We start from the raw sequence: 20,040 nt of genomic DNA, 5'->3' as shown, positions 1-20,040 counted from the left end.
GTATTAGCGAAACGCTCGGTCACGTTCACCGAAATCCGCACTATCCCTTTCGTTTCACCGCCGGGTTCGGATTTCATGAGCACACGATTGCCGAGCGCCAAGCCGCTCAAACGGCCGACTCAGCAGCGCGCCAAGGCCACCGTTCAGGCGATTTTCGACACCTATGTTCGGATATGGCAGCGCGACGGCTGGTCGCGATTGACGACCCGTGCGGTCGCACTGGAAGCCGGCGTGGCCATCGGCACGCTGTACGACTACTTCCCCAACAAGCACGCGCTGCACTCGGGCTACGTGCGCTATTGCGTCGAGCAGCTGCTGGAGGCCATCGACGCGCAAGCGGTAGCGCCAACCGCGCTCGCCTGGCCCGAGCGCATCCGCCGACTGGTACGCGCCCTTGCCGGCGTCGAGCCACAGCTTCCCTGGTTCCACCCGGATATGCTCGAACTGGAAGCGCTGGTAGCCGAGCCCAAACATCAACGTCGGGCCTACGAGGATCTGTTGAGCGCCTGGCATCGAGTCATCGATGCGGCGACTGACCTTCCGGTGCGCCCCTCGCCAGCAACCTTGGAAGCGCTGCATCTTTCGGTATGGGGCGGTCGCCGCTACGCGATGCTGGTGCAGCTTGAAGCGGATCGGATGGCTGACTGGGCCAACTGCATGGAGCACCTGTGCCTGCATACGCTCATGGGCGCGAACGAGCCGGCTTGACCTCGATCGTCCCTGTCGGACGCTTGCGACGGTGGGTAGGCGGAAAATTCAAGCGTTGTGTCGAATTCGTTCTCCTTCGTTCGACTATCAAGGTCATCAAGGCACATTCGCACCCAGAGGAGAACAGCCATGCCCAGCACCATCCGCCTTCACCGCGTCCTGCGAGCGACACCTGAGCGCATCTATCGCGCCTTTCTGGACCCAGACGCCAAGGCCAAATGGCTGCCGCCGAACGGCTTTACCGGCAAGGTGCATGAGATCGACGCGCGGGTAGGCGGCCGCTACAGAATGTCCTTCACGAATTTCTCCACGGGCACGAGGCACAGCTTCGCCGGGCGATTTCTGGAGCTGCTGGAAAACCAGCGCATCCGTTACGAAGACACATTCGACGATCCGGGCTTGCCGGGCACGATTGAGGTAACGGTGACACTCACCCAGGTTTCCTGCGGCACCGAACTGAGCATCACCCAGGCAGGCGTCCCGGACGCGATCCCAGCCGAAGCCTGCTACCTCGGCTGGCAGGAGTCGCTGACGCTTCTGGCGAAGCTGGTCGAAGTGGAGATTCCGGACGAGTGATCGAGCGCGACCGGGACCATGGTGGCAGAGCAGGGCGGCTGGACGGGCCACGCAACCTGTCACCGTCCAGCGAAGTCCAGCACTGCGCCCGGCCACTACACGGAGGTGTGGTTGAGATATGATGCGCGCCCGCTGACGCCCCCTCACACATCAGGTCATCATGCCCGGCGATGCTCTCTATACCGACTTGTCGGGTTATTACGATCTCATGTGTGCGGACATCGACTACAGGGCGCAAAGCCACTGTGTCCAGCGATTGCAGCAGCTGTTCGGCAACGGCGGGACGCGGCATCTGGACCTCGCCTGCGGCACTGGCCCGCACGTCCGACATTTCATCGATGCCGGCTATACCAGCGGTGGGCTCGACATCAACCAGCCGATGCTGGACCGAGCAGCCGCGCGCTGTCCGGGGGCGCAGTTCTCGCTGCAGGACATGTGTGGTTTTGCGGTCGAGCAACCGGCCGATCTGATCACCTGCTTTCTTTACTCCATCCATTACAGCGCCGCGCTGGCCAGGCTCGAAGCCTGTATTGCCAGCGTGCATGCCGCGCTGGCCCCGGGCGGGCTGTTCTGCTTCAACGCCGTGGACAAGCGCCGGATCGACAACGCCTCATTCGTCTCGCACACGGCCAGGCATGCGGACGGCCTGTTCACCTTCAGCTCCGGTTGGCACTACCCGGGTGAAGGGGAGCAGCAACTGCTGAGGCTGCGCATCGAAAAAACCGTCGCGGATCAAAGCCAGGTCTGGCACGACGAACACGCGATGGTGGCGGTGAGCTTTGCCGAACTGAGCGAGCTGCTGGCGCCGTACTTCGACGTGCATGTACTCGAGCATGATTACGAGAAGATCGTGCCCTGGGGCGAGGCATCCGGGAACGCGATATTTGTCTGCGTGAAGCGCTGATCCGCGAGGTTGCGTCCGGGAGCGTTCTGGGCAGTCAGTGCAGGCGTCTGGCTGACGCGTAGTTCTCCATCAGCTGGTCGGCCTGACGCGCCAGTTGATCGAGCAGGCGGTCGCGCTGCTTCTCCGCCTCGCTCATCGCCTTGCGGCCGTTCTGCTGCACCAGATAGCTGTAGATCTGCCGGACTTCCTTGGACTGGAAGATCGGTTCCAGATCCTGCACCGCCACCGCACCGTTCGTGGCCTCGTTACGGGTATTCATCACTACCTGCGGGCCACGCGCCGCCAGCGGCTGAAAGCCCAGTGCGCTGAAATACGGCACCTTGCCTGCAACGCACGCCACCTCGGCATGGGGATAACGCGTCACCATCGCCTCGACCATCGCCCGGCCGATGCCTTGGCGGCGATGGTCGGCATCAACTGCCAGATAGACCAGCGCGCAGGCATCGGGATCATCCACAAAAGGCAGGTACAGCGCGAAGCCGAGCAGGATCGCCGGGTCGTCAGCATCCAGGGCCATGATCAGCTCCGGCTTGCCCGCCTGCGCCCCGTCCATGCTGTCCAGATAGCGATGCACCTCGAAGCCCACCACGTACTGATAGAGCTGATACAGCGGGTTGCTGGGCTGCAGCGAGACGGGGCTGATATCGCCGAGATAATCCACCACCATCTGCAGCACCTGGCTTTTCAGCGATTCCGGCGGCGGGGTGTCGAGGTGGGTGAGGGTGAACATGGCGGCGCTCCGGGGCGGTACGGAAAATGGCGGCATTGTACCGGGCGGCGTGCGACTGGCCAGGTGAAGCAGCATGGCGATCGGTGCGAAGAGAGATCCTGCCTGCCGCTATGTCGCGGCTGCGTCTGGCTTTCTCTTCCTCGGTTTGCGTGGCGCAGGCGCTGGCATGAGGCGAGCCGTTTCGATCACCAGGTGGCGGAGTTCGTCGGCATCGTCCAGCAGCTCGTCCGCCACCGGATAGTTCTTCGCGCCGGGGTAGGGCGGCGCTTGCGGCAAGTCCGGGGCGAGCGTCTCGGCGGCCGCCGAAGGCTTGATGAACAGGCTGTTGTCGCAGACGAACGCGACGACCTTTTCATCCAGATAAAGGGCGTACTCGCCGAACATCTTCCTGTACGTCAGCCTGCTTCCCAGGCCGATCTGCTCCGCCACGTACAGCACGAAATCTTTGTCGCTCGCCATGTCTGCTCCGCGGTCTCAACTGGGTACCACGCCCATGGAGCGTAGCGTGGAAAGCGAGGCCGTTTCCACGCGTTGCCTGCCTTACACCTGATCGAACTCCACCTGCCTTGCCCGCGCATGGAGCGGGTGCGCGTCGAATGCCGTCTGCAGCTCCTTCACCAACGCATCCACCTGGCGCTGAGCTTCGGCCACCGAATTGGCCAGCAGCTCGCCGCCGATTTCCTGGCCTTCGATGGCGATCTGATGAATGCGGGTGATCCCGATGAAATTGAGTGCCGTCACCAGGTTTGGCTCCAGATGGTTCATATGAGCCATCGCCTCACCCGGGTTGAAGCCGACGCCTCCCCTGGCCGTGAGAATCACCGCGTGCCGGGGCCGCTCTGCCAGCAGCGGAACATAAGGATCGAGCGCGTTGCTGTCGTCGAACCCGACCGTGCGGTTCAGGCGCACCACCTGATCGATCCAGGCCTTGAGCGCCGCCGGCATGCCGAAGTTGTACAGCGGTGTGCCGATGATCAGTACATCGGCGGCAACCACCTCGTCGACCAGCTGGTCACTTTCTGCCAATGCTTCCAGCATCCACGGCTCACGGCGTTCCTCCGAAGCGAAGGCCGAAGCGATCCAGTCATGGCTGACGAAGGAGGGTGGGTTCTGGCCGACGTCTCGGTAGGTCACACTGTCCTGCGGACGATGGGACAGCCACTGGCTGACGAAGCGCTGGCTGAGGTTACGGCTGTGGGAACCGTGCTCGTCCTTGCCGGCAAGACCGGGGCGGGCGCTGGCATCGAGGTGCAGAATGTGCGTCATGGCGATTCTCCTCTGTGATTGAACTCATCTGTCGTTCGCGGTAAATCCAGCCTAGGGCTAGGCTGTACGAGCGACAAACGACCATTTCTTCCAACTACAGATGAGAGAAACTCAGCCATGGCGCACCGCCGGTTACCTTCGCTTTCTGCGCTGCGGGCCTTCGAAGCCGCCGCCCGCCACGAGAGCGCCAAGCAGGCTGCCGAGGAGCTGTCCGTCACGGCCACGGCGATCAGCCACCAGATTCGCTCGCTGGAGGAGTCACTCGGCGTGGCGCTGTTTCTGCGCAAACCGCGAAAGCTGGAACTGACCGACCAGGGGCGCGAGCTGCAACAGGCGCTGGAAGCCGCATTCGACAGCATCAGCGGGGCGGTCGAACGCCTCAGCGCAAAGCCCTGCCGTCAGGCGATCACCCTCAGCACCACACCGGCCATCGCGGTGCGCTGGCTGGTGCCCTGGGTTTGCCTGCTGCGCGATTCCCATCCGGATATCGACCTGCGCTTCCACACCTCCCACGAACCGGTCGCGCTGGATGGCGTCACGGCGGATATCGCCATTCGCTACGGCGACGGCCGCTGGCCCGGGCTGGTGGCGGAGAAGCTGTTCGACAACACCTTCGTCCCGGTCTGCAGCCCGCAGCTCGGCTTGCGTGATGCAGCCGAGCTGCCCAAACACTCATTGATCCACTTCCGCGCGCAGGCTGCCTTATCCGCCCCGATTCACTGGGCGTCGTGGCAAAAGCTCGCCAACGTGCCGGGGCTGGACGTCAGCGCCGGGCTGGTCTTCTCCGACGAGACCCACGCCATCTCCGCCGCCATCGGCGCGCAGGGCGTGGCGCTGATGAGCCGTCAGCTGATCGAGGATGAACTGAGGGAAGGGCGGCTGGTGCAGCCGTTCGGGCCGGAGATGGAGGGCAAGCCGTTTCACCTCGTGTATCCGGAGAGCCGTCGGGATGACCCGACGGTTCGGGCGGTGAGGGAGTGGGTGATGAAGGTGCCGGGTGGGTTGTGTGAGTTGTAGCTTCGCTGGGTGTTTTTTGGATTCGTGCCGCCGCTATTTTTTGGGGTGGTTGAAGCATTGGTTCCGCCCTGCTGGGCGGGTCACTTTTGTCAGTCGCGACAAAAGTAACCAAAAACGCTTGCCCCGCCATCCGGCCCTGCGCTTCGCTCCGGGTTCGTTCGCTCCATCGCCATTCCATGGGCGCGCCGCGAAGGGCCATCCCTGGCCCATCGCGGCTCTCGCGGCATCCATGCCGCTCAACCCCTTCCACGGCGATTCCACTCACCCTCCTGAAGGGGCGGTTGGTGTCGCCTGCCGGTCTGTACAGAAGAAATAAATAATCCAAGGACTCTCGGGCGACTCGGCCTCCGTTCCCCGTCCGGAGGCCGAGTGGAGGTGTTGCATAGGGGGGCGAGCCGCATGGATGCGGCGAGAGGGCTTGGCGCCCCGCATAAAGGGCCAAGGATGGCCCTTGTAAGCCGGCCCCCGGAGCACCGCCGGAGCGAGGGAAGTCTGGCCGGAGGCCAGACCCGGATGCCGGGGTGGCCTTCTCTTTGGTTACTTTCTCTTGGCCAGACAAGAGAAAGTGACTCGCCGTGCAAGGCGAAACCTGTCGGCGGGACCAAGGAAAGCGTGGCGATCAGATCTGACCAAGAAGCCGGCATCCGAAACTAATTTGCTCTTTAACTACCTTGCCAAACGTCGTTCAGCGTAGTTGCATTCGTTAAGCGCGAAAGCTTTCTCGTATAACCGCCGCTTCTCTTCGCGACTTTCGCCTTTGCTGGTTCGGGTTGCTTGAAGAATGTAGATTTCTGCTAGGAAATCATTCATCGAACCCCACTGATATTGCATGCCCGACGGTGGAACTTTCATACACTCAAGGCGGACAGTGGGCTGCGGGTAAGCGTTCTCATAGTGGTTGATCTGAGACACGGCATTCTCCAGCAGTGCTTCGTACTCCGGGTTTGGCTCATAGCCGATACAGCTGGCGGCCAAGCGCACAGCAGCCGGTGCAAAAGCTTGCTTGGCGCTCCGGTTATACAGTTCACACGCTGCTTTCGCGCGATCTGGTAGAGCTTCGTATATCAAGGCGAGGCGGTATTGTGCTTTGGCGGAACCAAGCTGGCTGGCTTTTTCAAGCTTCTGTACTGCCGGGAGAATTGTTTGTCCATAGCGATCAGACATGAACGGAAGGTTGGCTTGTTGATCGCTAGCCAAGGATGCTTCGATCTCGCGTATGATCGGCTCCGCTTGTGCAAGTATTTCTACGGCCTGCTTATAGAGATTTTCTGTATCTTTCTGAGTTGGTGTGTCTGCGCTAGCGTGTGCTGTTATTGCCGTTATGAGAACTAAAGAAATCAGGTGCAGTCTTGTCATTAGTACTGTTCCGGAAGCTGGTTTTGGTAACGGGAGGCTGACGCTTAGCAGTGCTCATCCCGAAGAGCAAAGATCGTCATTGGAAAATAAACTGGTCACTTTCCCTACTTAGGGGTAGACCTGCACCTTGGTATCGCGATCGAGTACATAAGATGTGACCCTGATTTCCATTTGCTCCCGCTGGGGTGGGCCTTTGATGCTGGTCGCCGCAGACCAAGTGGCTAGATAACGCTTGCCGGCCTCCAGCTCGATACCATTCGCTCCGAGACCACACATGCCGCCACCGGTACCGAGTTTATTCATCGATACCCAGCACCACTCCAACGTGTGCTTTCCAGGCGGTAGTCGAAGGGCTTGGTAGCCTGAGAAATTCATTAAGGAGTGCCGGCCTGCATTCGGTAAAGCCTTGCCGTCAACCTGAACCGCCAGCAGTAGTCGATGGAAGGGGACGCCTAGGTCGCGGTACTGCATTGTGTCGAAGTAGATAACAGGAGCATCGGCAGTACCGTTCGACAAGTCCAAGATCAAGATGGAGGGATCGTCGATATTCCCGCTATAAGTTTTGTATTGGTGGTTAGAGCATCCGGACGCCAGTGTAAGTAGAATCGCAGTCCCTATGTAGAGAAGTCGCATTTTTATACTCGGCGGCGGCAAAAACTGAGTGCAACACCTGACCTTTCCGGTACGGTGCTGCCCCCATGTCTTATACCGAACTCAGCGTTGAAGAGCGCGCCACCATTCAAATCGGTCATGCCCAAGGTTTCAGCCTGCGTGGGATTGCCTGCTTGATCAACCGATCCCCTTCGACCATCAGCCGGGAGCTGCGCCGCAATCGAGATGCCTGTGGTGGCTACTCGGCCCGTGTAGCCCAACAGCAGATGCAAGCCCGCCGCCAGGTGTGTCGACCGATGCGAAAGCTGTTGCCGGGTAGCGAGCGCTTTGAGCTGGTGGTTCATATGCTGCGTGAGCGTTTGTCTCCCGAGCAGATTGCCGGCAAGCTGCGCAGCATGAACATTCCCAGCCTCAGAGAGGCCTACGTCTGTCGTGAGACGATCTATAACGCGATCTATGCCCTGCCGGTCGGTGAACTGCGCAAGGAGCTGATCATCTGCCTGCGCCAAAGCAAGACGACGCGCAGGCCGCGCTCTGGCGGTGTGGATCGGCGCGGTCAGATCCCTGAGATGGTCAGTATTCATGTACGTCCGCCGGAGATCGAAGACCGGCTGATGCCAGGGCATTGGGAAGGCGACCTGATCAAGGGCAAGGCCAACGCCTCGTCTGTAGGTACGCTGGTGGAGCGCACCAGTGGCTACCTGATGCTGGTGAAGATGAACGACGCGACGGCGACCTCGGCGATGGAAGGCTTCAGTGCAGCGCTCAATGGCATGCCGCTGGCGATGCGCAAGAGCATGACCTACGACCAGGGCCGAGAAATGGCGCGGCATGCTGAAATCACTCAGCAGACCGGGGTGGCCATTTACTTCTGCGACCCGCACAGCCCTTGGCAGCGCGGCAGCAACGAAAACATCAATGGCTTGATCCGCCAGTACCTGCCCAAAGGCACAGACCTGTCGGTACACAGCCAGGAAGAACTGGATGCCATCGCACTGCAACTGAACATGCGCCCACGTAAGCGCTTCGACTTCAAATGCCCAATTGAAGTTATGGGCAAAGTGATGCAGGAAGCCATGGCTATGCGGCATGATGCGCCTGCTTCAATTCAATAACCGTGTTGCACTCAGCCCCTGCAACCGCCCTCCTATGATTATTCCATTAATTGGTAATGCGGGGGGCAGAAAATAAATCTGGCCCATTTCCAGTTTTACTTCCAGGCTGCCTCGCTATTTTTCACGGGGCGGTGCCTAAGCTATCTCGCTGTCCCCTTTTTTGTCTGGATATTCGTCATCTGAGTCTTTTTTTGTTTATCCAGAAATAGTTGTTATCAAGCTCGGCTTGAAACACTTTAGCGTGTGGGACGAGGGTGGAAGCTGCTTGGATTAATGATTCTTTATTTTTCGGTGTTATCCGGGCTCCAAGAAATATGCTTCGGATTGCGCTTTTGTCGAAGCTGTAGGTGCCAGGTCCTCCGTTTTGCTCAATCGTTTCTGCTATCTCGTCTAGTCGATCTGGGTTGGTTTTGAACGTTTCATGATAAAAATTCAATTCGTCGGGTTCTATTGTTCTTTTTAGAATTCTCCATTCTTTTTCGTATTGCCAGTGCTGTGATTTTGTAAGTAGTACTCGGTCAATTAACTTTTCTGGATCCGAGTTGAACTCTGCTTTTGGTCTTTCCCCGTTGTAGGTGACTTTTTGGGTGCGGTTGAATGGCGAAGCCTCTGTGTCGAAGCCGATGCATATTCCAGTGTGGTTATTGGCGTAGTGCGACCACATAAGTATGTTTAGCGGGTCTTCTGTTAAACAGAGAATGCCGATTTTTTCTCGCCATTCGGCGGATACGGCCTCAGGGGGGCTGAGGCGAAATATTCGCTCCACTGCTTCTTTTTCCTTCAGGCTGAGGGATTTCAGGAGCGGTGATGTGGATATATTTACTTTTGCGGATAGCTCGAAGGGGTCGTTGAATTTCGATGGTGCGGAAAAATATATTCTTCCGTTAAATGTTTCTATAGCTCTGGAGAGTTGGGTTTCTGTCGCTGTTGAGTAGTATTTGTATAGTGTCTGTTTCAAGGCGTAACCCTAGCCCAATAAAAAAGCCCCGCACAAGGCGGGGCTGTCCTGACTCGCTGCCCCAAAATCCATTTCAGGTAAAGCGCTCTATCTATCGGCTATCGCTGCTCGAATCAATCCCAGCTCAAAGCTCCACCAGTCTGATACTCAATCACCCGCGTCTCGAAGAAGTTCTTCTCCTTCTTGAGGTCCATGATCTCGCTCATCCACGGGAACGGGTTGGTAGTGCCCGGATACTCTTCCTTCAGACCAATCTGCGTCAGGCGGCGGTTGGCGATGAACTTGAGGTAGTCCTCCATCATCGCGGCGTTCATGCCGAGGACGCCACGGGGCATGGTGTCGCGGGCGTATTCGATTTCCAGTTGGGTGCCCTGGAGGATCATCTGGGTCGCTTCGTCCTTCATCTCGGCGTCCCACAGGTGCGGGTTCTCGATCTTGATCTGGTTGATCATGTCGATGCCGAAGTTCAGGTGCATGGACTCGTCGCGTAGGATGTACTGGAACTGCTCGGCGGTGCCGGTCATCTTGTTGCGGCGGCCCATGGAGAGGATCTGGGTGAAGCCGCAGTAGAAGAAGATGCCTTCGAGTACGCAGTAGTAGGCGATGAGGTTGCGCAGGAACTGCTTGTCGGTCTCCGGGGTGCCGGTCTGGAAGGTCGGGTCGGAGATGGAGCGGGTGTACTTGAGGCCCCAGCTGGCCTTTTTCGCGACGCTCGGGATCTCGTGGTACATGTTGAAGATCTCGCCTTCATCCATGCCCAGCGATTCGATGCAGTACTGGTAGGCGTGGGTGTGGATCGCCTCTTCGAAGGCCTGGCGCAGGATGTACTGGCGGCACTCGGGGTTGGTGATCAGGCGGTAGGTGGCCAGCACGAGGTTGTTGGCGACCAGGCTGTCGGCGGTGGAGAAGAAGCCGAGGTTGCGCTTGACGATGCGGCGCTCGTCTTCGCTGAGGCCGTCCTTGCTCTTCCACAGAGCAATGTCGGCGTTCATGTTCACTTCCTGCGGCATCCAGTGGTTGGCGCAACCATCCAGATACTTCTGCCAGGCCCAGTCGTACTTGAAGGGTACGAGCTGGTTGAGGTCGGCGCGGGCGTTGATCATGCGCTTCTCGTCGACGCGCACGCGGGCCGATTCGCCTTCCAGTTCGTTTAGGCCTTCCTGGATGTCCAGGTCGTCCAGCGCGCGCTTGGCGCGGGCGATGGCGTCGGAGTCGTCAGCGGCAACGGCGCGGGCTTCCTCTACCGAGCCGGCGGCGTCGTTGTCCAGCTTGGCTGCGGTCTGGCTTGTCGGCTGCGCGGCAGCGGTGGCCGGCGCGGCGGTGGTGGTGTCTTCTTCGTTGAATTCGTCCCAGCTCAGCATGTGCGATAGCTCCTGATCGGGGACCGGGGCTTGGCCGGTCGGATGTGTTTGGGGTGGCTTTTGGTTTGCACGCAAAAGCGCGGAATTTGTGGGTCGCTGTTGACCCTGGTTGGGCCGTATCGGTGGATGCGAAAAGCGGCATCCACCCTGCGAATCAGCACCACTCGGTGCGAGGGCGGAGCTGAGCGAGTGGCTGCTACGCGGCTGCCGAGCCGGAACCCCTGAGCGTACAGCTGTACGTGATGGGGTCCGGCTCGGCAGGCAGCGCGGCGATCGCCGTCCAGATGCGTCCGCCTCCTTTGTTACTGGCAAAAGCTTTATAGGTAAGACCGTATACTTCACTTTCGAGCCCTACTCATGAGGCTTTCAGCAATTTACTCGGTACTGCAATTTCTAAAACCGTATACTTCAGTGGGTTTTACCCCACAAATTGGTAGCCGAAGTATACGCCAGTTAGGACGAGTTTTGACCCTAAAAATTTGCTTGGTCAAGACAATTTTCTGCTGAGCGGCTAGGGCGATTTGCTTCGCAGGGTGTGGGGGTGCCCGATACCCGTTTGAGGTAAGCTCGTCCTAGGCCACTAACGACGCGAACCGATGATGACTACCCACCACTTCCAGCTGTTTTACTCGGTACGCCCCCTGGATCTGAGTCAATCTGCCGCAGAGATGGCGGCCATAGTTAACTCGCAACTCTCTGAGGTGTCCGTTGATGGCTGGGATAAGCCTGTCCAGCTAGCCCGCTCCATTACGGGGGCTCTCAAGCTTTCTGGTGGAGACACTGCTAGTTGTCGCGACGAGGCTCAGGCACGCATTAGAAGTGTGTTCAGCGGCGTTCTGACGGGGGCTGGGGCATCTTTCGATGTAGCGGTGCATGTTGAGGCGTTGGTCGAGCGGCTAGGCCCAACCTTTACCTTTGACGTATAACTGCACCTATCGAATTTCTTTGGGCTTCGCGTATGGCAGGGGCTGATCGAGGTCAGCCAGGGTGAGGCCTTTCCGCGTAGCGTTATGACTCCAACGGACGAACTGCTCTAGCAAGGCTGTGTTCTCGCGGGTTAGGCGATCTGCTCGGGCTTCCAGCATGCGGATGCGCTCAGCGGCCTTTTCTAGCTCGATAGCGCTGCGAGGCGTGGTAACCCCATCGCCATCCCTTGCAAGCTCCTTAGCGTGATCCCAGGCCGCTTTAATCCGTGGATGCCGGAGCATGGCGGCTTTGGTGTACTTGTGGCCCACCTCGACCTCTAGCATCGCTAAATAGCGATCCCAGGTCAGCTTGCCAGCCCACCCATCCAGCAGGCGAACTGCCTTCTCTATGCCGCTATCGGCCAGCTTTGGCGCGCCCATTACAGTAACCCCAGTTCCATCAGCAACTCTTCATCCTCATCTGCTGAATCGTCAAAAGACTGCTTATCGACAGCCTGAGTGTCGACGTTTATGAGTCTGACGGCTTGAGCCAAGCCTGCCTTTGACTGCGAGTTCTCACTTGGCGGCAGAGTCAGCAGGGTTCCGTCTGGTATTGCGGGGTCGTTCATCATGTCGAGCACAAGGCGCCACCGCTCCAGTTTTGGCTGGTTTAGCTTCAACCACCTGGTAGCCCCAGGCTGACCCTCTTCAACGGCCTTCTCCGCGTCTGCAACGGCCTTAGCGTGCAGCTTGTGCTGAAACTCCGCCTCGTCATGGTGACGCTTATCACCCTTCACGAACGTGTGCTCGGTGCAGTTCACGCAGTCCTTGTCTTTGGGGCAAGGCGTAAGCGCATGGTCATGGCGACAAATACCGTAACGAGTGCGGTGTGTTGCCCCTAGCTCAAGGCGTAGGGCCTCATCCCGTGTCAGGCCGTGCTGGATGGAGATCGACTCCACCTTGTCCTTCAGATGGCCTTCGACGCGTACAGGTCGCGCCTGCTCGCCCAGCTTCAAATACGCCTCGATCAAGGCTTCCTGAGGCAGATGGTCGTACCACTCGTTCTGGCTGACGTTCTTACGTCCAGACCAGAATGCGATCAGTGCCTCGCTCAAGTGCTTGCTTTGAGCGAGCGTGTTCAGCAGGTGCCGGAAGTCGTGGGTGGTAATGGCGATGGGGCTATCATCTGGGTTTGTCTTAGCGTTTCGGCTGAAGACTGTTAACCCATTTGGGTTGGCGCCCAACTGGTTATTAATCTGATTGATCGAGATGGGCGACGGTACGTAGAGGAGCGAGTCGGCGCTTGGCACAAGGCTGTTGTCAGGGAGGACAAACAGAGCCTCGTGCCACTTGATGTTGGTGTGGCCATCGAGGATCGGGAAAATGGCCGGCAACCGCCCTAGGACGTACTTTTCCAGAGACTCGAACTCGTACAAACCCACCCAGTGGGCCTTCTGTGCTTCTGGCCCTCTTCTGGCCTTGTCGGTTGTGCGCTCACCTGTTTTCACGAACCCATAGCGCTCAGCGTGGCTAGGATTTATCGGATTCTCTTTCCCCAGGATGGTGACGATTTCATGCAGCGTTACGGGCTGTCCGCGCAGGTGCTCCGTGCCTGGCGGCAGGAACAGCCTGCCAGGGTTGTTTGCGTACCATTCAGCGGCCATGCGGGCAGGCGCACCAAGCTCGACAAGGTAGTTGATCGTCTCTTCTACAACGACCTCAAACTCATCCGATGCTGAGAACTTGGTGACTACCCCGGCACCTTTTGCAGGCGCCCATGCTATGCCCAATATCGAGCCTTCTTTTGTGTCTGCTGTGCGTAGGCAGTTTACTGGGAGGCTCAATATTTCTGAGGCCCGACTTGGGGCATACATCGCCAATGTCACGAAGCAAGTTGTAATCCTATCTGGCGTATGAGTGCTCTTATGATGGATATCTGCGAGCGCCAATATAGATTCAATCGATGGAAGCCTCCCTACAGCTTCCTCGGCTTGCTTTTTAGCTACCCTGTCATTTCTTACTGGTGCGTTGTAGGAAATTGGGCTTTTCCACTCAATAAGAACAGGGGTTAGTCGAGCTGGATTAATATTCTCAGTGACAATCCTTTCAAGAACTCGCGCTGTGGCCCACGGGTCTGCAAAACGTGCCTTAAGCAGATCTGCTGCGGCGTCCATGATGAATGGCGTTACCTGGGTTACGCATGGGTCAAGTTTGGCATCAATGAGGGCTTGTTCAATTGATTGAAGCGCATACAGGTGACGCTTGAATTCAGACAGTCTCAGGCGTCTCATGGTGTCACTGAATACAGACTTTGCGAAATCAAGAAACTGAGACTCAAATGGAACTTGCACGATTGGCTTGTTGCCCGATTTGTCGCGAATCGACTTAAAATGCGCAACCTTTTTTGTTGTGCCTTGAGCTCTGCCGATATTGAAAGTCGTGATATCCCAGCTGTTACTTTCCCAAGTTACGTCAGGGAACGGCATGTTTCTTTTTGCGTGTTCAATATACGCTGCAAGATTCTCTTTAGCGCTAAGCTCATTTCTGCCAACAAAGTGTACTATTTCGCCCATTTAAATGACTTCTTCCGATGCTGTTCTGAGGACGATAATTTGCTGAATGGCAGACATTGCGCTGTGGTTTATTTGCCGGATTCTTGGCTCTTGCTCAAGCTCTTGGTCAGCAACGAGCTCAGCCATTAAATCCTCCCACGGAGCATCCAATAGCGGCTCGAAATGAGAGCATCCTGCAAGGCATGCGATAGGCGCGTTCTGGTGGCACTTTGCATGAGTTCCGCACGCACCTACAGGTTGACCCATAAGCCTCATAAAATCAGCGATCACGGCATCAGGATCGCCGGCCCTGGTGGCCTCGTTAAGGCCCCTGAGAACCTTGCCCTGAAACGCGTTGGCAAAGTAGGTCATTTCCTTGCCTACGGCCTCTCTAATGGGCCTTTGAAGCTCTGGCATAGATGCCCGGTAGAACTGAATACATGACGTGCTGCGGTGCGTGAGTAAGCGCGCTACCTCGTAGTCCGAGGCTCCTTGCGCCAGGGCTCTTGTAGCCAACGTGTATCGGAAGCGGTAGGGGGTAATCGGAGTTTTGTCACCAAGCCTCTCGGAGTGGGTATCCAGCCCTCTGATTATGGAGCTCATACGATATCCCAGGGATTGTGATGACGAAGCCTCAAATAGCTGGTCGTCATCACCCTTTGCACTGGCATAAGGACTATCTAAGTAATTGATTAAGCACTCAGCCAGTACGGTTGGCGCACGTCTCGACCAATACTCTGTAGAAGTGCTCATCTCTCCCTTGGCTAGCGGAATGCGGAGGGTAACTTCCATGCCCTCTTTGCTATGCACGAGAACATCGCTTCTTTTCATCCTGTGGACTTGTGATGGCCTCACACCAGTCCCAATAAAGAACCAGCAGAGCGTGTAGTCGTGCAGAGATATTCTGCCCTTGGAAAAGGCACGATGAAGCTGGCTGTGTATGTCGTGAATCTCTTGCTCGGTTAGTGCGCCTCTTTCTGGATCGTTAGTAATGAGTCCGTAGTAGGCTCCGTTACTCTTCTCTTCCCATTTGTGAGTGTGCTTCAAAAAGTCAATTACACTTTCAGAAAGCACTGGGAGTTGCAGTGCAGAAATACGGCGCAGTAGAGGTATGACAAATGGCCTGTAGTCCGCAGAGATTTTGTTGAGCAGGTTTATTTCGCTTATATCAACATGCGAAATTGAATGCATCTCTGGAATTTCTAGCCAAGCCTTAACTGCATACAGGATCGTATTGCAGTAAGATAGGCTGTGCGTGGACATAGTGGACTTTATGCACTTGTATATACCTTCGTGCAGTGCGTTTCCGGCTTGGAGTGCGTCCAGTCGCATTGGCCTTGAGTTACCGTCTCGGTCGGTCAGGGTATAAAGTTCGCCAATGCGTATCTCTATAATGCGACCATCAAGCAATACAACTTCATCTGACTTGCGATCCGAGAAATCTGGCAGTTCAAGCTGCATGTTTTGGCTGGTGATCATTTAGGTTTTTCTTCTTTTTCTCGGAGTTGATTAGCAAGTTCTTCGGCAATCCGGTCTGCCTTGAGGCGAATGTGACGCCTGGCATACCGCTCCGTCATGTTCGAGTTCTTAGACCAGCCATTCATGCGGTTCCTGACCTGCTTTTCCTCTTCGGGCTTCATGCGCTGCTCTGGCGGAAGGGCATCAATCTTCTCGCTAAGCTTGTCATTCCAGGTTCTACGCATGCCATGCGGTGCAACATCCTTGGGGAGGTTCGCTTTTCGACGGACTTCCCGAAAGATAAGGTTTATCGCCCCATTTGAGAGGTGATCACCCTCGGCAGTGGTGAACAAATACCCATGTTTTCTGGCTTTCACGGGTATTTTGGCCCAGTGCTTCATCACAAATGCATGAAACTCATCTGCCGTCTCCTCTGAAATTGGGAGGGTTCTGGCCTTGGTCTTGGAAACCCTAACCTTAACCCTTCGAGTCGCATGGTTGATGTCTTCAACCAGCAGGTGGCGAAGCTCGTTGCGCCTCATGGGAGTTTCTAAGAGGAGCCAGTACATCAGGCTATTCCGATACTGATGAAAGGCGGACTGAAACGGGTTGGTGTCTGATCCCGGTTCGAAAGCCGCATCCAACGTGCGAATTACCTCTGCTGAAAGGCCTTCCAGAGCATCCCCGTCGTCTGCTGATACAGCCCTGGGCTCTTGTGCCCGCAAGCTCGCAATAGCCACGTCTCTGGCCTTGGTAAGTTCCTTGCTCAGCCTGGTAGACGCCTGAGGCTTGACCCGCTCATGGTTGAAATCCAAGAAGCTAGCAACCGCACGAATGCGGTAACCGCCCTCTACCGGCGAGATCATTGTCCGTGGCGCGCTTGAACTTGCCGCAGGCCGTACATGCTCTAAGCGAGTTACCTTGCGGGTTTTGGGGTTGAGTGACTCTTCCACAAGCCGATCTTGAGCCGCTCGATCTAACCGGAGGAAGAAAGCGAGGTCTTCACACTGCTCAGTCGATAGGAACTCTTCAGAGGACAGGGCCTGATGGAGGTCGAGCTTGCGATAAGCGGCCCAGAGGTAGGCCATTCCAATCGAACGGAGCACCTTTTCAATCGTTGTGGCTGCAAAGCCTACATCTCGATATCGAAGGGTTGCATAGACATTGGGAAGGAAAAGCGGGCGACCTTCATCATCGACCAATACCACCATCGGGAGGTCGTCTGAGGCAGTGAAAGATCTGATGGAGAAGTGAGGCAATGTATACGATTCCGACCTATAAGCTAGATAGGGCGGAGAGTATAGGGAGGGGTATACGGTTAGTAAACCCTCCAAACCCATTTGGAATAAGGGCTTGGAGGGGTATGGCTAGTTAGAATCTATACGTTATGAAACATATGAACGCTACTGGCAGGCTTCGCAGTCGGGGTTATCGATACTGCACGCCAGCGGCACCGGAGCCGGCTTCGGCTCGGCGGCCGGAGCGGCGCTGGCGGAGTTCGCCGCCTCGCTGCCACCACTGGACACGGCGTTTAGCTTGCCGGTGTTGATGGTGGACTTCTCGGTGCTGGTCGCGGCCAGGGCACGGAGGTAGTAGGTGGTTTTCAGGCCACGGTACCAGGCCATGCGGTAGGTCACGTCGAGCTTCTTGCCCGAGGCGCCAGCGATGTACAGGTTCAGCGACTGCGCCTGGTCGATCCACTTCTGGCGGCGGCTGGCGGCGTCGACGATCCACTTGGTTTCCACCTCGAAGGCGGTGGCGTACATGTCTTTCAGATCCTGCGGGATGCGCTCGATCTGCTGTACGGAGCCGTCGTAGTACTTGAGGTCGTTGACCATGACCGGGTCCCACAGGCCGCGGGCCTTGAGGTCGTGGACCAGGTACGGGTTGATCACGGTGAACTCGCCGGACAGGTTCGATTTGACGTACAGGTTCTGGTACGTCGGCTCGATGGACTGCGACACGCCAACGATGTTGGAGATGGTCGCGGTCGGCGCGATGGCCATGATGTTGGAGTTGCGGATGCCTTTCTTGACGCGCTCGCGGATCGGCGCCCAGTCCAGGGATTCGGTCAGGTCGACGTCGATGTACTTCTGGCCACGGGCCTCGATGAGAATCTGCTGGGAGTCCAGCGGCAGAATGCCCTGGGACCACAGCGAGCCCTGGAAGCTGGAGTAGGCGCCACGCTCGTCGGCCAGGTCACAGGAGGCCTGGATGGCGAAGTAGCTGATGGCTTCCATGGACTTGTCGGCGAAGTCGATGGCGGCGTCGGAACCGTAGGCGATGTGCTGCAGGTACAGCGCGTCCTGGAAGCCCATGATGCCCAGGCCCACCGGGCGGTGCTTGAAGTTGGCGTTCTGCGCCTGCGGCACGCTGTAGTAGTTGATGTCGATGACGTTATCGAGCATGCGTACAGCGGTGCGCACGGTGCGCTCCAGCTTGGCGGCGTCGAGCTTGCCGTCCTTGATGTGGTTGACCAGGTTGATCGAGCCCAGGTTGCAGACGGCGATCTCGTCCTTGTTGGTGTTCAGGGTGATCTCGGTGCAGAGGTTGGAGCTGTGCACCACGCCGACGTGCTGCTGCGGGCTGCGCAGGTTGCACGGGTCCTTGAAGGTCAGCCACGGGTGGCCGGTCTCGAACAGCATCGAGAGCATCTTGCGCCACAGGTCCTTGGCCGGCAGGGTCTTGAACAGCTTGATCTTGCCGTACTTGGTCAGCTCCTCGTAGTACTCGTAACGCTCCTCGAAGGCGCGGCCGGTGAGGTCGTGTAGATCGGGGACGTCGGACGGGGAGAATAGGGTCCAGGGGCCGTCGTCGAAGACGCGCTTCATGAACAGGTCCGGAATCCAGTTGGCGGTGTTCATGTCGTGGGTACGGCGACGGTCGTCACCGGTGTTCTTGCGCAGCTCGAGGAATTCCTCGATGTCCAGGTGCCAGGTTTCCAGGTAGGCGCAGACCGCGCCCTTGCGCTTGCCGCCCTGGTTGACCGCGACGGCGGTGTCGTTGACCACTTTCAGGAAGGGCACGACGCCCTGGGATTTGCCGTTGGTGCCCTTGATGTAGGCGCCCAGTGCGCGCACCGGGGTCCAGTCGTTGCCCAGGCCGCCGGCGAACTTGGAGAGCAGGGCGTTATCGCGGATGGCGTCGTAGATGCCGCCCAGGTCGTCCGGCACGGTGGTCAGGTAGCAGGAGGACAGCTGCGGACGCAGGGTGCCAGCGTTGAACAGGGTCGGCGTCGAGGCCATGTAGTCGAAGGACGACAACAGGTTGTAGAACTCGATGGCGCGGGCTTCTTTCTGCTCTTCCTCGATGGCCAGGCCCATGGCGACGCGCATGAAGAAGATCTGCGGCAGCTCGAAGCGGACGTTGTCCTTGTGGATGAAGTAGCGGTCGTACAGGGTCTGCAGGCCGAGGTAGGTGAACTGCTGGTCACGCTCGTGGTTGAGCGCGGCGCCCAGCTTGGCCAGGTCGTAGCCCTTCAGCTTGGAATCGAGCAGTTCGAACTCGACGCCTTTCTCGATGTAGGCCGGCAGGGCCTTGGCGTACAACTCGGCCATTTCGTGATGGGTGGCGCTTTCGGCTACGCCGAGGAAGCCCAGGGCTTCGGCACGCAGGGTGTCCATCAGTAGGCGTGCGGTGACCTGGCTGTAGTTCGGCTCGCGCTCGACCAGGGTGCGGGCAGTCATCACCAGGGCGGTGTTGACGTCCTTCTCGGCCACGCCGTCGTAGAGGTTCTTCAGGGTTTCACGCTCGATCAGCGCGCCATCGACTTCGGCCAGGCCTTCGCAGGCTTCGGTGATGATGGTCTGCAGGCGACCCATGTCCAGCGGCTGCTGGCTACCGTCGGCGCGGGTCACGCGGATGCTCGGGTGCGGCTGGGCGATGTCGCTGCTGCCGCTGGCGCTCTTGCGCTTGACGGCCTGGGCTTCGCGATAGATCACGTAGTCGCGGGCGACTTTCTGCTCGCCGGCACGCATCAGGGCCAGTTCGACCTGGTCCTGGATTTCTTCGATATGGATGGTGCCACCGGAGGGCATGCGACGACGGAAGGTAGCGCTGACCTGTTCGGTCAGGCGCGCGACGGTGTCGTGGATGCGCGAGGAGGCGGCGGCGTTACCGCCTTCCACTGCGAGAAAGGCCTTGGTGATGGCGACGGTGATCTTGTCGTCGGTGTAGGGGACGACGGTACCGTTGCGCTTGATCACGCGCAGCTGGCCCGGGGCGGTAGCCGCCAGATCCGATGCATCGGCTGACAGCGGGTTCTCGCGAGTGGATGGGTTCTGCATGGGGGCTCCGGATTCTCTCTTTTAGTCGCGGTTCGGATTCTGTCTGCTCGGGCCTGGTCCGGCCTGGGCGTCGTTATTGCATGAACCATGCCCCGCAATGCGGCGCACAGTGGTATCGCAAGGAATAATCCTGACTCGGCCGCATACGAGCTAAGTCGTTGCCGGAAGGATAGTCAGGCTGGAAAAACTGTCAACACAATATGTTGTGTTTTGTCTTGGCTCCGAGCACAGCTGCT

General features: G+C 58.0%; 17 protein-coding genes. 5 read left to right on the top strand and 12 right to left on the bottom strand.

Annotation, left to right across the window (positions count from 1 at the left end):
- Positions 1–75 precede the first annotated feature (75 nt).
- The 3 genes from UIB01_RS13575 to UIB01_RS13565 all read left to right on the top strand — a co-directional run bounded on the left by UIB01_RS13575 (position 76) and on the right by UIB01_RS13565 (position 2,188).
- Entirely contained in the window at positions 76–708 is a 633-nt protein-coding gene (locus UIB01_RS13575; protein ID WP_038661425.1) for a TetR/AcrR family transcriptional regulator, read from the top strand.
- A gap of 129 nt (positions 709–837) precedes the next feature.
- The gene (locus UIB01_RS13570; protein ID WP_038661422.1) at positions 838–1,284 is read left to right on the top strand and encodes an SRPBCC family protein; all 447 of its coding nucleotides are present in this window, start codon (positions 838–840) and stop codon (positions 1,282–1,284) included.
- Positions 1,285–1,444: 160 nt separating this feature from the next.
- Positions 1,445–2,188: a class I SAM-dependent DNA methyltransferase gene (locus tag UIB01_RS13565; RefSeq protein ID WP_038661419.1), complete on the top strand. Its 744-nt coding sequence runs from the start codon at positions 1,445–1,447 to the stop codon at positions 2,186–2,188.
- Positions 2,189–2,222: 34 nt separating this feature from the next.
- Here the strand turns inward: UIB01_RS13565 and UIB01_RS13560 are convergent, their stop codons facing one another.
- The 3 genes from UIB01_RS13560 to UIB01_RS13550 form a co-directional block, all read right to left on the bottom strand.
- Entirely contained in the window at positions 2,223–2,918 is a 696-nt protein-coding gene (locus UIB01_RS13560; RefSeq protein WP_038661416.1) for a GNAT family N-acetyltransferase, read from the bottom strand.
- Between the two features lie 108 nt (positions 2,919–3,026).
- Complete coding sequence (locus UIB01_RS13555) at positions 3,027–3,377, bottom strand: TfoX/Sxy family protein (RefSeq protein ID WP_038661413.1); 351 nt, start codon at positions 3,375–3,377, stop codon at positions 3,027–3,029.
- 81 nt (positions 3,378–3,458) lie between these two features.
- Positions 3,459–4,184: an FMN-dependent NADH-azoreductase gene (locus UIB01_RS13550; protein ID WP_038661410.1), complete on the bottom strand. Its 726-nt coding sequence runs from the start codon at positions 4,182–4,184 to the stop codon at positions 3,459–3,461.
- 117 nt (positions 4,185–4,301) lie between these two features.
- On the opposite strand from UIB01_RS13550, the gene gcvA reads away from it, so the two are divergent.
- Positions 4,302–5,201, top strand: coding sequence for a transcriptional regulator GcvA (gcvA, locus tag UIB01_RS13545; protein ID WP_038661407.1), 900 nt, complete (start codon positions 4,302–4,304; stop codon positions 5,199–5,201).
- Between the two features lie 666 nt (positions 5,202–5,867).
- On the opposite strand, the gene UIB01_RS13540 is transcribed toward gcvA, so the two are convergent.
- A complete protein-coding gene (locus UIB01_RS13540) occupies positions 5,868–6,557 on the bottom strand; it encodes an SEL1-like repeat protein (protein ID WP_051605083.1) in 690 nt (229 codons plus the stop codon).
- A 108-nt stretch (positions 6,558–6,665) separates the two neighbouring features.
- Complete coding sequence (locus UIB01_RS13535; RefSeq protein WP_038661405.1) at positions 6,666–7,190, bottom strand: hypothetical protein; 525 nt, start codon at positions 7,188–7,190, stop codon at positions 6,666–6,668.
- 65 nt (positions 7,191–7,255) lie between these two features.
- Between UIB01_RS13535 and UIB01_RS13530 the strand changes: the two genes are divergently transcribed.
- Positions 7,256–8,284 (top strand): IS30 family transposase, encoded by a 1,029-nt coding sequence (locus UIB01_RS13530; RefSeq protein ID WP_038661402.1) that lies wholly within the window; start codon positions 7,256–7,258, stop codon positions 8,282–8,284.
- Between the two features lie 175 nt (positions 8,285–8,459).
- On the opposite strand, the gene UIB01_RS22825 is transcribed toward UIB01_RS13530, so the two are convergent.
- From UIB01_RS22825 to UIB01_RS13495, 7 genes are all read right to left on the bottom strand, one after another.
- Complete coding sequence (locus tag UIB01_RS22825) at positions 8,460–9,242, bottom strand: DUF2971 domain-containing protein (protein ID WP_146031058.1); 783 nt, start codon at positions 9,240–9,242, stop codon at positions 8,460–8,462.
- 113 nt (positions 9,243–9,355) lie between these two features.
- A complete protein-coding gene (locus UIB01_RS13525; protein WP_038661397.1) occupies positions 9,356–10,603 on the bottom strand; it encodes a ribonucleotide-diphosphate reductase subunit beta in 1,248 nt (415 codons plus the stop codon).
- 932 nt (positions 10,604–11,535) lie between these two features.
- Positions 11,536–11,949, bottom strand: coding sequence for a hypothetical protein (locus UIB01_RS13515; RefSeq protein WP_038661391.1), 414 nt, complete (start codon positions 11,947–11,949; stop codon positions 11,536–11,538).
- Positions 11,949–14,081 (bottom strand): hypothetical protein, encoded by a 2,133-nt coding sequence (locus tag UIB01_RS13510; protein ID WP_038661387.1) that lies wholly within the window; start codon positions 14,079–14,081, stop codon positions 11,949–11,951. The genes UIB01_RS13515 and UIB01_RS13510 overlap by 1 nt, the downstream gene beginning before the upstream one ends.
- Complete coding sequence (locus tag UIB01_RS13505; protein ID WP_051605082.1) at positions 14,082–15,539, bottom strand: site-specific integrase; 1,458 nt, start codon at positions 15,537–15,539, stop codon at positions 14,082–14,084.
- Positions 15,536–16,729 (bottom strand): tyrosine-type recombinase/integrase, encoded by a 1,194-nt coding sequence (locus UIB01_RS13500; protein ID WP_051605081.1) that lies wholly within the window; start codon positions 16,727–16,729, stop codon positions 15,536–15,538. Before UIB01_RS13500 ends, UIB01_RS13505 begins: the two co-directional genes overlap by 4 nt.
- A 192-nt stretch (positions 16,730–16,921) precedes the next feature.
- A complete protein-coding gene (locus tag UIB01_RS13495; protein ID WP_038661382.1) occupies positions 16,922–19,804 on the bottom strand; it encodes a ribonucleoside-diphosphate reductase subunit alpha in 2,883 nt (960 codons plus the stop codon).
- Positions 19,805–20,040: the final 236 nt, after the last annotated feature.

The organism is Stutzerimonas decontaminans (assembly GCF_000661915.1).
GTDB classification, from domain to species: domain Bacteria; phylum Pseudomonadota; class Gammaproteobacteria; order Pseudomonadales; family Pseudomonadaceae; genus Stutzerimonas; species Stutzerimonas decontaminans.
The sequence above is the reverse complement of the archived record's forward strand: the minus strand, read 5'-3'. Positions and strand labels throughout refer to the sequence as shown.

Bases quoted from the DNA above. Each gene is read 5' to 3' on its own strand.
- UIB01_RS13575 (WP_038661425.1), top strand. From the start codon at position 76: ATGAGCACACGATTGCCGAGCGCCAAGCCGCTCAAACGGCCGACTCAG.
- UIB01_RS13570 (WP_038661422.1), top strand. From the start codon at position 838: ATGCCCAGCACCATCCGCCTTCACCGCGTCCTGCGAGCGACACCTGAG.
- UIB01_RS13565 (WP_038661419.1), top strand. From the start codon at position 1,445: ATGCCCGGCGATGCTCTCTATACCGACTTGTCGGGTTATTACGATCTC.
- UIB01_RS13560 (WP_038661416.1), bottom strand. From the start codon at position 2,918: ATGTTCACCCTCACCCACCTCGACACCCCGCCGCCGGAATCGCTGAAA.
- UIB01_RS13555 (WP_038661413.1), bottom strand. From the start codon at position 3,377: ATGGCGAGCGACAAAGATTTCGTGCTGTACGTGGCGGAGCAGATCGGC.
- UIB01_RS13550 (WP_038661410.1), bottom strand. From the start codon at position 4,184: ATGACGCACATTCTGCACCTCGATGCCAGCGCCCGCCCCGGTCTTGCC.
- gcvA (WP_038661407.1), top strand. From the start codon at position 4,302: ATGGCGCACCGCCGGTTACCTTCGCTTTCTGCGCTGCGGGCCTTCGAA.
- UIB01_RS13540 (WP_051605083.1), bottom strand. From the start codon at position 6,557: ATGACAAGACTGCACCTGATTTCTTTAGTTCTCATAACGGCAATAACA.
- UIB01_RS13535 (WP_038661405.1), bottom strand. From the start codon at position 7,190: ATGCGACTTCTCTACATAGGGACTGCGATTCTACTTACACTGGCGTCC.
- UIB01_RS13530 (WP_038661402.1), top strand. From the start codon at position 7,256: ATGTCTTATACCGAACTCAGCGTTGAAGAGCGCGCCACCATTCAAATC.
- UIB01_RS13525 (WP_038661397.1), bottom strand. From the start codon at position 10,603: ATGCTGAGCTGGGACGAATTCAACGAAGAAGACACCACCACCGCCGCG.
- UIB01_RS13515 (WP_038661391.1), bottom strand. From the start codon at position 11,949: ATGGGCGCGCCAAAGCTGGCCGATAGCGGCATAGAGAAGGCAGTTCGC.
- UIB01_RS13510 (WP_038661387.1), bottom strand. From the start codon at position 14,081: ATGGGCGAAATAGTACACTTTGTTGGCAGAAATGAGCTTAGCGCTAAA.
- UIB01_RS13505 (WP_051605082.1), bottom strand. From the start codon at position 15,539: ATGATCACCAGCCAAAACATGCAGCTTGAACTGCCAGATTTCTCGGAT.
- UIB01_RS13500 (WP_051605081.1), bottom strand. From the start codon at position 16,729: ATGGTGGTATTGGTCGATGATGAAGGTCGCCCGCTTTTCCTTCCCAAT.
- UIB01_RS13495 (WP_038661382.1), bottom strand. From the start codon at position 19,804: ATGCAGAACCCATCCACTCGCGAGAACCCGCTGTCAGCCGATGCATCG.